General features: G+C 58.6%; 15 protein-coding genes. All 15 read left to right on the top strand.

From position 1 onward, the window contains the following. The 15 genes from QSV77_RS24210 to QSV77_RS24140 all read left to right on the top strand — a co-directional run bounded on the left by QSV77_RS24210 (position 1) and on the right by QSV77_RS24140 (position 14,848). A complete protein-coding gene (locus QSV77_RS24210; RefSeq protein WP_302735412.1) occupies positions 1 to 810 on the top strand; it encodes an ABC transporter substrate-binding protein in 810 nt (269 codons plus the stop codon). Continuing rightward, positions 807 to 1,811 (top strand): iron ABC transporter permease, encoded by a 1,005-nt coding sequence (locus tag QSV77_RS24205; protein WP_302735411.1) that lies wholly within the window; start codon positions 807 to 809, stop codon positions 1,809 to 1,811. Before QSV77_RS24210 ends, QSV77_RS24205 begins: the two co-directional genes overlap by 4 nt. A gap of 11 nt (positions 1,812 to 1,822) precedes the next feature. Next, a complete protein-coding gene (locus QSV77_RS24200; RefSeq protein WP_302735410.1) occupies positions 1,823 to 2,848 on the top strand; it encodes an iron chelate uptake ABC transporter family permease subunit in 1,026 nt (341 codons plus the stop codon). After that, on the top strand, positions 2,845 to 3,657 hold the full coding sequence (locus QSV77_RS24195) for an ABC transporter ATP-binding protein (protein ID WP_302735409.1): 813 nt from the start codon (positions 2,845 to 2,847) through the stop codon (positions 3,655 to 3,657). The genes QSV77_RS24200 and QSV77_RS24195 overlap by 4 nt, the downstream gene beginning before the upstream one ends. Positions 3,658 to 4,088: 431 nt before the next feature. Further along, the gene (locus QSV77_RS24190) at positions 4,089 to 4,403 is read left to right on the top strand and encodes a hypothetical protein (RefSeq protein WP_302735408.1); all 315 of its coding nucleotides are present in this window, start codon (positions 4,089 to 4,091) and stop codon (positions 4,401 to 4,403) included. Between the two features lie 871 nt (positions 4,404 to 5,274). Continuing rightward, positions 5,275 to 6,084 carry a DeoR/GlpR family DNA-binding transcription regulator gene (locus QSV77_RS24185; protein WP_302735537.1) on the top strand — a complete coding sequence of 270 codons (810 nt, stop codon included), beginning with the start codon at positions 5,275 to 5,277 and terminating at the stop codon, positions 6,082 to 6,084. Positions 6,085 to 6,134: 50 nt separating this feature from the next. Further along, entirely contained in the window at positions 6,135 to 7,700 is a 1,566-nt protein-coding gene (locus QSV77_RS24180) for an ABC transporter substrate-binding protein (RefSeq protein WP_302735407.1), read from the top strand. 57 nt (positions 7,701 to 7,757) lie between these two features. Then, positions 7,758 to 8,702, top strand: a complete 945-nt coding sequence (locus QSV77_RS24175; protein ID WP_302735406.1) for an ABC transporter ATP-binding protein — start codon at positions 7,758 to 7,760, stop codon at positions 8,700 to 8,702. Next, positions 8,699 to 9,718 (top strand): oligopeptide/dipeptide ABC transporter ATP-binding protein, encoded by a 1,020-nt coding sequence (locus QSV77_RS24170; protein WP_302735405.1) that lies wholly within the window; start codon positions 8,699 to 8,701, stop codon positions 9,716 to 9,718. The genes QSV77_RS24175 and QSV77_RS24170 overlap by 4 nt, the downstream gene beginning before the upstream one ends. After that, entirely contained in the window at positions 9,715 to 10,632 is a 918-nt protein-coding gene (locus QSV77_RS24165) for an ABC transporter permease (RefSeq protein ID WP_302735404.1), read from the top strand. Before QSV77_RS24170 ends, QSV77_RS24165 begins: the two co-directional genes overlap by 4 nt. A gap of 1 nt (position 10,633) precedes the next feature. After that, positions 10,634 to 11,497, top strand: a complete 864-nt coding sequence (locus QSV77_RS24160; protein ID WP_302735403.1) for an ABC transporter permease — start codon at positions 10,634 to 10,636, stop codon at positions 11,495 to 11,497. A gap of 15 nt (positions 11,498 to 11,512) precedes the next feature. Then, complete coding sequence (locus QSV77_RS24155) at positions 11,513 to 12,313, top strand: glycerophosphodiester phosphodiesterase family protein (protein ID WP_302735402.1); 801 nt, start codon at positions 11,513 to 11,515, stop codon at positions 12,311 to 12,313. Position 12,314: 1 nt separating this feature from the next. After that, positions 12,315 to 13,124: an inositol monophosphatase family protein gene (locus QSV77_RS24150; protein ID WP_302735536.1), complete on the top strand. Its 810-nt coding sequence runs from the start codon at positions 12,315 to 12,317 to the stop codon at positions 13,122 to 13,124. A 187-nt stretch (positions 13,125 to 13,311) separates the two neighbouring features. Next, entirely contained in the window at positions 13,312 to 13,818 is a 507-nt protein-coding gene (locus tag QSV77_RS24145; RefSeq protein ID WP_302735401.1) for an NUDIX hydrolase, read from the top strand. 61 nt (positions 13,819 to 13,879) lie between these two features. Beyond that, positions 13,880 to 14,848, top strand: a complete 969-nt coding sequence (locus QSV77_RS24140; RefSeq protein ID WP_302735400.1) for a DUF4432 family protein — start codon at positions 13,880 to 13,882, stop codon at positions 14,846 to 14,848. Positions 14,849 to 15,070: the final 222 nt, after the last annotated feature.

Genomic DNA, 15,070 nt, shown 5'->3' with positions numbered 1-15,070 from the left:
GTGGACATCCCCGCAAGTCCGCAGCGTGTACTTGCGGTCGATTCCCGTATTAGCCTGGAATCGGCGCTGGCTCTCGATCTGCCGATAGCCGGTTACAGCCACAGTCGAGCGCGACCCTGGGTTCCCGTGGCCGATAACGTGCCGATGCTGACGGCTCCGCCGGACCTCGAACAGATCCTCACGCTGGCACCGGACCTGATCTTGTGTCCGGACTCCTCGCCCAGTTCCGACTGGTGGCCATTGATCCGGTTGTCGTCCATCGCGCCGGTTCTGCCCTCCAATCATCTTCAAAGCTGGCAGGTCAATCTGCAGCAACTCGGCAACTGGCTCGGCAAGCCACAACTCGTGCAGCAGCGCCTCAGCGAACACGACAGACTGATCGCGGATGTCCGTTATCAACATGCCGATACGCTGGCGCTCCAGCGTTTTGCCGCACTCTATTACGATACGGTCAAGCGGCGCGCGATGGTTTGCAGCCAGGGTACCGGCTACGGTCTTGTCATGCCGGCGCAGGTGCTGTCGGAACTCGGCGGACAGGAGATCGGCGCGGACCGGCTCGGCCCCTATGGTGAGGTGGCGCTGGAGTGTTTCGGCGAGGTCTTTGGCGATGTCGATGCTATTCTGCTGATCGATTTCGGCAATGGCGCCGCACGCCATCTATCCGCAGAGCCCTTGTGGCAAAGGTTGCCCGCCGTTCGCGCCGGTCGCGTCCATCTCATCAATGGAAACTGCGTGTTCGGTTCATTTTACACGGCGCGATACCTGGCGCAGGGCTGGCGCAGCCTTCTCGTCAGAGGCAAACCGCAATGACGTTGATCGCCGGCAGCAGACTGCGTGTGATCCTGATTGTCCTGTGCTGCGGCCTCATACTGTCAGCAACGCTCCTGCTTGGCCTTTCCACCGGAGCCCGCCATATGTCTTTCGGAACCATCCTCGACGCAGTTCGCAGCCGCGCCGATGATGAGGCAAGCCTGATTTTGTGGGATATCAGGCTACCCCGCGTCATGCTTGCCGCACTGGTGGGGGCTGCCCTGGCCATATCCGGGGGCATCATTCAATCCGTCACCCGCAATCCCCTGGGCGATCCCGGTCTGCTTGGCATCAACGCCGGCGCCGGACTGGCGATCATCATGGGAACGGGATTTTTGGGAACAGACATCGTTTCCTCGCCTTTCTGGCTCGCTGCCATCGGCGCGGGTCTGGCGGCTTTCACCGTGCAGGCTCTGGCAGGCATCCCCACGCCAATGCGCCTCACGCTGGCCGGTATCGCCGTCGGTGCCTTCTGCTTTGGCCTGACACAGGCCATTGCCCTGGTCGATCCGGACCGTTTCGACCTCGTCCGCAACTGGCGCGCCGCCTCGCTGGCGGCGGCAACGGTAAAAAATGTCGTCGCATCGCTCTGGATGTTCGGCCCGGGCTTTCTGCTGGCGCTGTGGATTGCGCCACGCATAAGTCTGATCGCCCTCGGCGACGAGCGGGCGGCCTCGCTTGGTGTATCCGTAAACCGCACGAGATTGATAAGTCTCATAACCGTGATGCTGCTGGCGGGAGGCTCCACGGCAGCCAGCGGCCCCATTGCCTTCATCGGACTAGCTGCCCCGCACATCGCGCGGCGGGCGGTGCGGGCTGGCGAAGGTTTGACGCTGGCTGTTGCCGCTTTCATCGGTGCTGAACTGGTCATTCTGGCAGACGCGATGGCGCGCACGGCCGTCGCGCCGGACGAGATTCCCATAAGTGTGGTGATCGCCGTGCTCGGCGCGCCATTTCTCATTTTCATGGCGCGCCGGCGACAGCCCACGCGCCAGGCCTAGAGGACGGACCGATGCGGCAGCCTGCGGAGAGGCATTTTTCACGGGTCCCCCTGCGCAGAGCGGGATGGAGCACCTTTTTTATCGCGGTGTGCCTCGGCCTGACCATTGTGGCGTTGGCTACGGGGACGCTTTCGACCAGCCTGCAGCAGGTGGTGATCGCTCTGTCAGGCGAAGGTGACCCATCCATCAAGCTCGCTGTCCTTGAATGGCGCGCACCACGCGTTGCTGCCGCAACCCTCGCCGGAATGGCGCTCGGCATGGCTGGCGCACTGTTCCAGACCTTGCTACGTAATCCGCTCGGAAGCCCCGACATTCTCGGTTTCGATTCCGGCGCCTTCACAGGCGCGCTGCTGGCCATGCTCGCTGGGGCCTCCCAGGTGATGATCGCCATCGCAAGCCTGGCAGGAGGAATGCTTGCGGGTGGGTTCGTCTATGGTCTTGCCACCCCCCGCAATACCGGCACGGAGCGCATTATTCTGATCGGCATAGCGGTCGGTGCGTTCTTCATGGCATTGAACGACTGGGTCGTCATGACCGTGCAACTCGATATGGCACTCGCGGCCGCCAACTGGAAAGCAGGATCACTGAACGGGGCAGATGGAACCAGACTTTACCTGGGCCTGCTGATGCTGTGCCTGCTTGTGCCTGCGGCGCTGGCCTGTGCACGCCCCTTGCATATCCTCGAACTGGGAGAGGACAGGGCCGCCAGCCTGGGAGAAAACGTTGCGGCAACGCAACTGAAGATCGCCGTTATCGGACTGGCTCTGACGGCGGTGGCAACCTTCGTGGCCGGTCCAGTCGGGTTCGTGGCATTGATTGCACCAAGGATTGCCTTTTGGCTGACTGGCAGCGCTTCGATCCCGCTCTTCGCCTCCTGCCTGTCCGGCGCCGTGTTTTTGCTCAGCAGCGACCTTGCCGGCCGAATTCTGTTCCTGCCCCGCATTATACCTGCGGGGGCAATGACAGCCGCATTGGGAGGTATTTATTTCGTCGCACTGTTGTGGATCAGGAGAAACGGTAAAGGAGCGGCGGCATGAATGCCTCTTGCCCTGCCATTCATACCGAAGCCCTTTTTGCTGCACCCGGCCGCACCCCGGTTTTGCGCGACGTCAATGTGCGTTTTCCACGCGGAGCCTTTTCTGCGATTATCGGGCCGAATGCATCGGGCAAATCGACCTTGCTGCGCTGTCTGGCGAGGTTGCTGTCCCCGTCCTCGGGACACGCGTTTCTCGACGGGACCGATGTTGCGCACCTCGAGCGCCGCGCTTTCGCAAAAAGGGTCGGTTTCCTGCCGCAACAGGCGCAATTCCCCGACGGAGCAACAGCGCTGGACCTGGTTCGGCGCGGCCGTCATCCCCACCACGGTTGGTTCCGTCTCTGGTCTTGCGCTGATGAGGCAGCCGTGGAAGAGGCCATATCCGTCACGTCCATCGGACCCTTCGCGCTGCAGCCGGTCAATCAGCTGTCGGGCGGGCAAAGGCAAAGAGTGTCTCTGGCCATGCTTCTTGCACAGGGAACCGATATTCTCCTACTGGATGAACCAACCACCTATCTCGATCTTGCCCACCAGATCGAGATGCTTGAAATCTGCCGGGGCCTCATCGCCAGCAATAGAACGATTATCGCGGTGATGCATGACTTGACCCTCGCCGCGCGCTACGCAAGCCATCTGGCCATTGTCCATCGGGGAACGGTCATTGAGCAGGGCAGGCCCTGGGATACCCTGACGCAAACAGCAATCGAGCACGTCTTCGGATTAAGGTGCACCATCATGCCGGATCCGGACTATCAGACACCGGTTATCCTGCCCAGAGCAGCGACGAGTTTCCCTTGCCACGGGCGATAGCCCGGCAGCACCTGAGTTCATCGCCGTTGCGAAAATGCAGGTCGTTGAAGCACTGTTGATTGGAATTCATTTGTCGTCCATCAGGTGATCGATATTTGTTTTTTCTAGAACCTGGCGTGAGCCTGAACCAGAACGTGCTCCCCTTGGCAGCCCGGTGATGGTGAATATGCCGGCAAGGAAGCAAGAGTACCATGATATCTTTATGCAACTCAGCCTTTGGCCGGGCCAGGCACACGGCAACCAAAACCGTGACGCGCCCTTTTGAAAACCAGCTTGCTTGTGCTGAGAGCGACGTCTGATTGAGGGGCCGTGTAAAAAACTGGAAGACGAAGTCGGAATTACCGGTGCGAAAGAGTATCACTTGCCTCTTTATGCCAGGGCGATGACTTCACGAAGACCGATATGGAAACAGTCTGTTGATTGAGGTTGGGATGCCAGATTTTCTTGTCCATGCGAAAAGTCCTGCCGTCCGGGCGGGCCTCATTATTCCCGGTGCCGTCATGATGATCATGATCGGTTTTTCAGCTTTGCCGTTCCTGAATGAAACCCTTGTCGCACTTTTCACGACCGTCGCTTTGGCGTCCGGTCTTCTGGGTGGTCTCTTCCACCTTCTCGGTATCATGCCTCCGGCACTTGCCATTGAAGAGATCGAATGGAGGAAAAAACATCCCGAAGAATATGGAGCCGAGGACTGGCAGGTGGTGCCGTTTTTGCAGAATGTCCTGGTTCGCATCCAGGCGATGTAAAATCCTGCCCGATAAGCTTTAGATCCTCTTGCCCCGCCGCTTCGAGCGGTAGGAACAGGCCCGTGGGGTTCCGCTTTTTGGAGCCCTATCCCGAACACCCGCCTTCGATCGATGGCGGCCGTCCAGGGCCGGCCTTTGATGAGGAACGCAAAGCGGGGCCAGTCGGTCCCGCCTCCCCGAAGGGACGCTATGCTGAGGCTCCTGCGGCTGGCCTGGTTCCGCTCCCAGCGTGTCGAGAATTCCCGAAATCCCGCCCTACGGCCGGCGCTATGCTGATTTCTCCGATGCTCTCCATTTGGCTGGATCGACCGCGGTTCGCAGGCTCGCCTTGTCGATCACCTATGGGCATTCTCCAGGCGACACCGGGCAATCTGGACGTTTTCCACTGTTTCCCAAGGCCTTCTGTGTTTTTTTGGTCAGCATGGTCCGTGCCCCTCCCCTCCCCTCCCCTCCCCTGCCCGTGCCCACGTACAGCCGAGCCTGGCTGCCGCCTGCTTTGCTCTGAGCGGGATCGCACCGGAGCGCGCGCTGATCGCTCGCTGCGGTTGCCAGGTCCCGATGTTACGGGCCACAATCTTCATGGGTCAAACGGGGAAAATCAGCCGGTTTTGCGATCTCGTCGGCCAGTCCTCGGACAATGGTTTTCTACGCGGTTTCACTGCGCGATCTTCATACTCGCCTCTGTCCTGGTTTCCGGCACCAAAACACTATTGTGGCCGACTTACAAACAAATGAGCGATATCGCTCAAATAAAGTTGTTTTGCTTGAATAGCTTAGTGAGGCGACGATGGGTGTCTGTTGCTTTTCCCTTGCATTAAGGGGTTTTTGTCATATTGTTGTCATCGAGGAAAGATAGATATCGCTCAAATTGATGATCGATATCTATCAAATGGGAGGAAATCTGGTCGTGCTAACGCAAGCTGAAGACCGTCAGGCAAAGATTGTCGAGCTGCTCCGCGAGACGGGCTTCCTCGACCTGCGCACGCTCACGGAGCGACTTGATGTCTCCGTCGCGACTGTTCGGCGCGATCTAGGCGAGCTGGAAGAAATTGGGTTGCTTCGTCGCACGCATGGCGGTGCAGTCAGTGTCAACCAGGTCGCCCTTGATGCGACCAACGCGGCTCGCCTGGTATGGAAACAAACTGAGAAGGCAGCGATTGCTCAGACGGTTTCAGGCATGATCGTCGACGGCGACACGGTGCTGCTGGATTCAGGCACGACCGCCCTTGAGGTCGCTCGGGCGCTGGCGGGGCGCAGCAATCTGACCTTCATCTCCAACGGGCTCGATATTGTTGCCGAGCTCACCCGCGTCGAGGGCCGAAGCATCTACGCCGTCGGCGGTGAGTACTTCGAAACCAACAGGTCATTTGGCGGCCCCTTGGCGGAGCACTTCGTTCGTCAGTTCAATGTCGACAAACTGATCCTCAATGCTGCGTCAGTGGATGTCGACCGGGGCGTTGTCTGCACATCGACACCAGTGAACGCCAGCATCGCCCGAGCGATGATCGAGGTTTCTCGCCGTACGATCGTCGTGGCGGATCATTCGAAGTTCACGAAATCGAGCATGTCCGTCATCACAAGGATCGAGGATATCGGGGTCATCGTTACCGACGTCGGCTCAAAATCGATTATCGACGCGGCCCCCGAAAAGCTGCGGAAAAAGTTCGTCATCGCGAACTGACCCCTATTCCCATATCCGTCAACAGCATCTTGCCAAGCAGGAGACAACAGATGCTTTCGTCCAGCCGTAGAAACTTCATCATTGGAGCAAGCGTCGCTGCGCTTGCATCGACAACGAGCCTCAAATTTGCATTCGCCCAGGAGCGTAAAGCCCTGCGTATCGGCGTGAACGGCCTTCCCTCTACGCTGGAGCCGGTCAACGCCATCAGCAACGTCGGTCCCCGCATCATCAACCAGATCTTCGACACGCTTCTTGTTCGAGATTTCTTCCAAAATGGCGCGCCAGGCAATGGCATTAATCTGATCCCGGCACTTGCAGAGAGCTTCGAGCGCATTGATGACAACTCAGTGCGGTTCAAGCTTCGCCAGAAGGTCATGTTCCACAACGGGGTGGAGATGACGGCCGACGACGTCGCCTATACGTTCTCGTCTGAACGTCTGTGGGGACCGGAAGCGATCAAGGCGATTCCCCTCGGCAATGCCTACTCGCTTGACTTCGATGAACCCCTCGTCGAGGACAAATATACGGTGGTGCTGCGCACCAAGACCCCAACCCACCTTACCGAAAGCTATGTTGCTTCCTGGATGGGCCGTATCGTTCCCAAGGATTATTACAAGAGCCTTGGGCCGGTCGGCTTCGGCAACAAGCCGATTGGCACAGGTCCGTACAGGTTCGTCGAGATGATCGCTGGCGACCGTGCAGTGGTAGAAGCGAATGACGCCTACTGGGGTGCGAAGCCGACGGCTTCGAAGATCACCTATCAGCTCGTCGCCGAGCCCGCCACCCGCGTCGCCGGACTGATCAGTGGCGAATACGACATCGTCACGACGCTGACGCCAGATGACATGGACCTGATCAACGGATATCCGGACCTGGAAACCCGCGGGAACGTGGTAGAGAACTTCCACATGTTCACCTTCAACATGAACCAGCCCGTGTTCAAGTCGAAGCAACTTCGTCGCGCACTGGCGCTCGCGGTCAATCGCCCGATCATGGTCGAGTCCCTCTGGAAGAACAAGGCAAGCATCCCGCACGGTTTCAACTTTCCGAACTACGGCAAGACCTTCGATCCGGACCGTCGGCCGCTCGACTACAATATCGAGGAAGCCAAGAGGCTGGTAAAGGAAAGCGGCTACGACGGAACTCCAATCACCTATCACACGATGGGTAACTATTACGCCAATGCAGTTCCTGCCTTGATGATGATGATCGAGATGTGGAAGCAGATCGGCGTCAACGTCGTGCCCAAGATCTACGCTCCGGGCGCTGGCCCCAAGGATCCGGACAGCTACATCCGCAACTGGTCCAACGGCCAGTGGATGACCGACGCCTGGGCCACCATGGTCTGCGAGTTCGGGCCGAAGGGCCAGGTGCAGAAGCGCTGGGGATGGCAGGCACCGGCGGAGTTCAACGAACTCTGCGTAAAGGTGTCCCAGTTGCGGGATGGCAAGGACCGCTTCGATGCCTACAACCGGATGCGCGACATCTTCGAAGAGGAAGCCCCCGCGGTCATCCTCTACCAGCCGTTCGATGTCTATGCCGCTCGCAAGGACGTCAACTGGAGACCCATCAGCTTCGAAATGATGGAATTCCGAAACAATCTCAGCTTCTCGTAACGACATCCAGCGTGACTGCGGTGCGCATTCGTGCGCACCGCTTCAGGGAGATAGTCCATGCCCAAGCTCTTGACGGTGCAAGACCTCGTCGTCGAAGTCCCGGCCCGTGGGATAAAGATCATCGATGGCATCAGCTTCTCACTCGATGCTGGACAGACACTTGGTCTGGTGGGCGAGTCCGGCTGTGGCAAGAGCATGACGTGTTATGCTGTTGCCAACATGCTTCCACGCGGTATCGCGCGTAGTAGCGGGGCCGTGATCTTCGAAACGGATCTCAATGCGGAAAAATCCAGGGCTCCGACGATCGCGATGATCTTTCAGGATCCCACAAGCAGCCTCAATCCAGTTCACACAATCGGCTACTATCTGGAATCCGCACTCTGGCGCCATCAAGGACTGAAGGGGAATGACGCCCGGCTCGAGGCAATGCGCCTGTTGGAACGGGTTGGCATCGATCGAGCCAGGAGCAGATTGCGCGCTTATCCCCATCAGTTTTCGGGCGGCATGAATCAGCGCGTGATGATCGCACACGCTCTTGCTGCAAAACCCCAGCTTCTCATTGCCGACGAGCCGACAACCGCGTTGGACGTGACGATGCAGGCCCAGATACTGCACCTGCTCGAAGAACTCAGAGCCGAGACGGGGATGGCGTTGATGATCGTCTCCCATGACCTCGGTGTCATCGCGCGCCTCGCGGACAGGGCGGCCGTGATGTATTGTGGTAAAATCGTCGAAACGGCCCCTGTCGCCGAACTGCTGCAGCGGCCTGCGCATCCCTACGCCCGCGCGCTGATCGACTGCATGCCAAGCATCGAACCCGGTGATCTCGAGCCTCCGGTTCCAATTCCCGGATCGGTGCCGCTCCTCGATCGTCTGCCGGACGGATGTCATTTCCATCCGCGCTGTTCACGCGCCAGCGGAGCATGCGCTGCCCGGTTCCCGGCCCCTGCCAACGTCAGTCCCGTCCACCAGGCCTCCTGCTACCATCCGGTGATCGCATGAATACGCCTCTGCTCCAGACCCGTGATCTCACAAAGGCCTTTCGTCACAGGACGGGGTTTTTCGCCAAGCCGACCAGCCAGCTTGCTGCCAACGCCATCACATTCCAACTGTCGCAACGGGAGCGTATCGGTGTTGTCGGTGAATCGGGCAGTGGCAAGTCTACGCTTGGTCGCCTTCTTCTTGGCCTTACACCCCCAACGAGCGGTGACGTCTGGTTCGAGGGCGTCAATCATCGCGATCTAAGCCCGGCCGAGTGGACGAAGTTCCGCATCCGCACGTCGCTCGTTCAACAGAACCCTTTATCCGCCCTCAATCCGCAGATGACGATCGGCCAGCAAATCGCTGAAGGTCTTCTGGTCCATCGCATCGTTGACCGATCCGGTGCACTGGAACGCGCGTCAACCATGCTCGAACGAGTAGGTCTCTCGAGGGTAATGATGGACCGCTATCCTCATCAAATGTCCGGTGGTCAGAGGCAGCGTGTTGTCATTGCTCGCGCCCTGATCCTGGATCCGAAGCTTGTCATCTTTGACGAGGCGGTGTCGGCCCTGGACGTATCCGTTCAGGCGCAGGTGGTCGCACTTCTGCGATCGCTCTGGCAGGAACTCGATCTCGCATACGTCTTCATTACTCACGATCTTCGCATCGTGCGTCACCTCGTCGATCGGATCGCCGTCATGTATCTGGGGCGAGTGGTCGAGACCGGCGATATCAAGTCCGTCTACGCATGGCCGCGCCATCCCTATACACGCGCCTTGCTCGCGTCGGTCCCAACCATGGATCCGCGCATGCGCAACATCGAGCCGCCCATCAAGGGAGAACTCGATGCCACGAAGACGGCGCAGGGCTGCGCCTTTCGGTCCCGCTGTCCCTTCGCGATCGGGAGATGCTCGACGGAGATCCCCGAGCTGAGAGCAACAGGCGGCCAGCAGGCAGCGTGCCACCGCGCCGAAGAATTGCCTCGATCGATCGCCTCCGAGTTGGTGGTTCCGCAGCGAGAGGAGCTGGCGCCATGACATCATTCGTCCTTGCCCGGTTCATCAGGGCTGTGGTGGTCCTGATCTTTACAGTTACGCTCGTATTTGTTGTTCTCAGACTGAGTGGCGATCCTGCTCAGCAGATGCTCTCGGATAATGCAGGCCCGGACGCGCTTGCAGCCTTCAATGCCAAATGGGGTCTCGATCGCTCGATAGCGGAACAGTACCTGATTTATGTCGCTAACGCGCTGCGCGGCGACTTCGGGATCTCGTTTGCCGACGGACGTGATGTCTTCACTGTTGTCAGCGAGCGTCTCCCCAAGACGCTCCTCGTGACGGTTTCCGCATTGCTTCTGAGTATTCTGATTGGGGTTCCCGCGGGAATTCTTGCGGCGGTGCGGCGTGAATCGGCAGTGGATAAGGGTGTTATGGCCGCGGCCGTTCTCGGCTACAGCATACCCAACTTTCTCCTGGGACTTGTGTTCATCTTTGTATTTGCCGTGTGGATACGCATTCTTCCCAGCTCGGGCAGCACGACCTGGAAGCATGCGGTCTTGCCGATCGCTACGTTTGCGCTGTTCAATGCCGCTGCAATTGCGCGTTTCATGCGATCGACGCTCATCGATGTGCTTGGCCAGCCCTACATCGCTGCAGCCCGCGCCGACGGTATTCCAGGTTGGGAAATAGTCCTTCGCCACGCATTGCCGAATGCGGCGATCCCGATGGTCACGACTTTGGGATTTACCGCCAGCGGCCTCCTCGGCGGTTCGGCACTCATCGAACCCGTCTTTTCATGGCCAGGCCTTGGGAGCGGCTTCGTCAGCGCCACGAACACGGGAGACCTTCCGGTCGTTCAGGCGATGATCGTGCTGTTCACCGCGTTCATGGTCGCAATCAACCTGACGGTTGATGTCCTCTATGCGGTCCTCAACCCGAAAATCCGGAAGCACTGACATGGCGATTGCACGATTTTCCACCTCCTGGGACACGATCCGTGTACCCTTTCGCCGCATGCCTGCGAGCATCGCCCTATGCTGCTTATGGATCGGCACGGTCGTTATCGTTGGTGTGACCGCCCGATGGCTGGCTCCCTTCGATTATCTCAGCCAGGACCCGCTTGCCCGGTTTGCCCGGCCCTTCGTGTCGACCAGCCATCTGCTGGGAACCGACTACTTGGGTCGCGATGTCGCCAGCAACCTTCTGGTGGCGACGCAGACGACTTTAATGATCGCAATCATCGGATCGCTGGTCTGCGCTCTGATCGGAACGATCCTTGGCCTGATTGCCGCCCATTTCGGCGGCTGGGTCGACAATGTCATCATGGGCTTCTCCGACTCCATGGCATCGATACCTTTCATCATCATCGCACTCGGTGTGCTCGCCCTGTTAGGTTCCAGCCCCATCCTCTTTGTCTTTCTCGTTGGTTTTGCCAACTGGGAGCGATATGCACGATTAACCCGCGGTCTCGTCATCAGCGCGAAGGAAGAGGGTTATGCGGAAGCAGCCCGGATCGTCGGTGTCCCGGCACGCCGCATCTACTTGCGACACATGCTGCCCAACATTGCCGGCCCGCTGATCGTTCAGTTCACCGTGAACTTCCCGGAAATCATTCTCCTCGAGAGCGGTTTGAGTTTCCTCGGGCTGGGCATCCAGCCGCCAGCCACCAGTCTTGGTCTCATGGTCGCTGATGGCCGTAATTACCTGGCGATCGCCTGGTGGCTCTCAGCATTCCCGGGCGCGGTCATCGTGCTTACGACCCTCTCCATCAGCCTTCTGGGCGACTACCTGCGCGATCGTCTCGACGCTCGGCTCCGTTAAATGAAAGGAAACAAAATGAATCCGCTGAGAATGACCATAGAGAAGATGCGCCTTGGCGGGCATCGCGGACACAGCGCCGGAGCGCCGGAGAACACGCTTGCCGCATTCCGGAAGGCGTTCGAATACGCCGGACTACTGGCCACCTGCGAGACCGACCTCAGCATCACAAGCGACGGCGAACTCGTCCTGATGCATGACAAGACCGTCGATCGGACCACCAATGGTCACGGTGTCGTGCAAAAAATGACCTACTCGGAACTTTCGAAGCTCGATGCGGGCAGCTGGTTCAGTGAAGAGTTCGCCGGCGAGCGCGTTCCCCGGCTCCGCGATGCCCTGGAGCTCGCGCGCGCGCTAGGGATCATCTACCAGATCGAACTCAAGATTTACGATCAGAATGAAGTGTTCTTTCCAAAGCTGCGGGCGCTTATCGATGAATTGGGTTGCGCCGATCTCATGCAGTTCTCCTCGTTCGACTACGTCCAGCTGAAGGCCGTCAAGCAAGCCATTCCCGAGGTGCCGACCGTCGGTCTGATGCACTCTCGCCTTATCGATCCGGCGGCCATCGCGCGTCAGGCAAATCTCGATGCCATGAACATCGAGGTTTATCACTTCGCAAGCGGTGAGGCGCGCCAGCTCCACGAGGAAGGTTTCGCCGCTTTCACCTATCTTCCCGCCGGATATCACGAAAAACTCATGCAATACGGTGTCGACATCGAATCCCAAGTGGTCGAGTGGGTTCGCCAAGGTCAGCTCGACCAGCTGCTTGGTGATGATGTCGCCCAGGTGACAAGACTGAGGGACAAAGCTCGTGCCTGATATCCGATCGTTATCCGTATCACAACGGCCCGTCGAGGCCGTGGTGGAAGCAATCGCCAGGGAGGCCGGGAAACTGGCACTCGGCTATTTTCAATCGCTCGCAATCCTGCCTGTCGAGAACAAGGGCCATCTTGATCTCGTCACGGAGGCCGACAAGAAGGTCGAGAAATTCCTGATAAAACGCCTGCGCGAGGCTTTCCCTGACGATGGTGTCTTCGGGGAAGAAGGCGGAGAGATTCCGGGCACTTCAGGCAAGATATGGGTCATCGATCCAATAGATGGTACATTCAATTTCGTCCGGGGCAGCCAGAACTGGGCCGTCTCGATCGGCCTTTACGAGAACCGTCGTCCCTCATTCGGTGTCATCCATGCTCCGGCCAGGAGTTTGACCATTGTCGGGGGACGAACGGTTGCGGCCCAACTCAATGGAAAACCGATCAAGCCACTCCCGGCCTTGGACATGTCGCGCGCTTCGACGGGCTTCAGCATCCATCCCTCCGTATCAACGGCCGACCGTCTGGAAGTGGTACGGTTCATTTCGGAGGATTTGGGGATCAGCTTTCGTTTCTGCGGAGCAGCCACCATCTCGCTACTCGAGGTGGTGATGGGCGAAACCGATGGATATGTCTCGGTCGGAGACTCGACCTGGGACGTTATGGCCGCGCTGCCGATCCTGGCCAGTCTGGGCGTATCCGACACCATCGACTGGGATAGTACCGAATTGCCACAGAAACTCCGCTTCGCGTGCGGAAGCGAAGATTTTCTGCAAAGGGTGAGACCCCTGTTGAAAACCCTGTCGGCCGCCGCCTGATCGTATTGGTTTGGCCATATGGTTGGCCCACAGCCCGCATTGTTCAGCGTCGCGTGAACCATCGCGACGCCCCAAACTCGAGTGAGCATCTCCGGTTCCCGCATCCGGGAAGCTTCCTTCATCCACTCGCCGATCACGTTGAACCATAGAGGGGTTAAACGACAGGGGTGTGAAAGGAAAGACCTTCATGTTGAATAATCAGACCGCAGGGCAATCTCGTTGCAAGGGTGCCAGCGAGCAGGCCAGGTACCCCGGGATCCAGATGCAGTATGCGGCAATCTGTTTCAGGGAGGCAGCGGGTGGGGGTGACCATCGGATCAAGATACTGCTGATAACGAGCAGGGATACCGGCCGGTGGGTGATCCTAAAGGGATGGCCTATGCGGAAGAAAAAACCCTACGAAGTCGCCAGTATCGAGGCCTGGCAGGAAGCAGGTGTTCGAGGGGCGGTGCGAAAGAAGGTTTGGGGCAGCTACGCCTATCTGAAGAAGATGAAAGATGGCCAGCTCCTGCATACCCTTGTCGAGGTTCATCTTCTTCACGTCGAGGAGATGGACAGTCAATTCCCCGAACGAAAGCAACGTCTGCTGCGCTGGTTTTCACCAGCCGATGCCGCATCCGCGCTGCGCGAACCAGGTCTTGGAGCACTCCTTTCTAAGCTTGATGCGTGCCAAAGCCGGATAGCCGTTTGCTAGAAGGTGAAATTCGAAACCGCGTCTTGCAGTATCGCCCGACGCTGACCCCGGGATCCATGAAATGAACTTTGACCTTTTTAAACGCACACCGGATCTGCGTGGCGTCGCCGAAATCAGGCTTATGACGCTGGATGACGGTCCTGGCCGCGGCCAGCGAATGCTGGTGGCCCGAAACGCGGTCGGTCTCGGATTTGAAATCTCCGTGGATCGTGGCTTCGACGTCTCTGCACTCTCTTTCAAGGGGCTGAATATCGGATGGCACTCGCCGACACAGATGGCGTTTCCGACACACGATCCAGACACAGAAGAGGGCCTGGGCTTCTTCCGGAATTTCGACGGCTTCATGGTGACCTGTGGTCTGGACCAATACAGTCGACCCCACGAGATCGACGTTGCTCATTTCAACTATCCCGGCCTCAAAACCCGCAGATTGCCACAACACGGAAGAATTCATGCGCAGAAGGCGCGGATAATACGCTACGGTGTCGATGGCGAAACCTCGACGATCTCCTGCGAAGGCATCGTCCGGCAGGCAAGCGTCTTCGGAGAAACTCTGGAATTGCATCGCAGGATCACGGTTCCGATTTTTGATGGTGTACTGACGATAAGGGACACCGTCACCAACCGTGCCTTTCGGCCGTCGGATCACGCCATCCTCTACCATCTGAACGTTGGCTATCCTTTTCTGGATGAATTCCTGAAAGTCTCGGGGCTTCCGAAGGCTCTAATCGATGAAATCAACTCCGATCCACCGGTCCCGAGCGATGATTTCGGGGAAAAGGTTGACCTGGTCGACAGTCGCATTGTGCCACATGAAACGCCGGTATCGCTCCATAGCCCATCATGCGGGCTGACCCTTTCGCTGGACTATGATCAGGCCATGCTCCCGAAGTTTGCGATATGGCGAGCTTACCAGTCAGGGGTGTTTGCCCTCGGCATCGAGCCCCGTTCCGATTTACGACCACCTGGTGAGAAACTTTTAGGCCCAGGGGAAACCCGGGACTACTCTGTGCGAATTGGCCTGGCATAGACACCATGCCACGCAAGACCGCGCCATGGCCGTCCGTCAGGGTTTTCCGAGCGGATCGCCGCTGTCATATTCCTTTAGCCGTTCGCTTTTGCTCCATCCGCGGGCTCGATGGGCAGGTCTGGCCGGAGATTGGCTGCGCCTCGATCGGTGTCACACAACGGCGCCAGGGAAACTTTCATCCCCCGCCAGCTGAAGCCGGCATTCCTCGCGAGACAAGAAAGT

This window comes from Agrobacterium sp. V1 (genome assembly GCF_030518355.1).
Lineage (GTDB): Bacteria > Pseudomonadota > Alphaproteobacteria > Rhizobiales > Rhizobiaceae > Agrobacterium > Agrobacterium cucumeris.
This window is presented reverse-complemented; position numbering and strand designations above follow the sequence as displayed.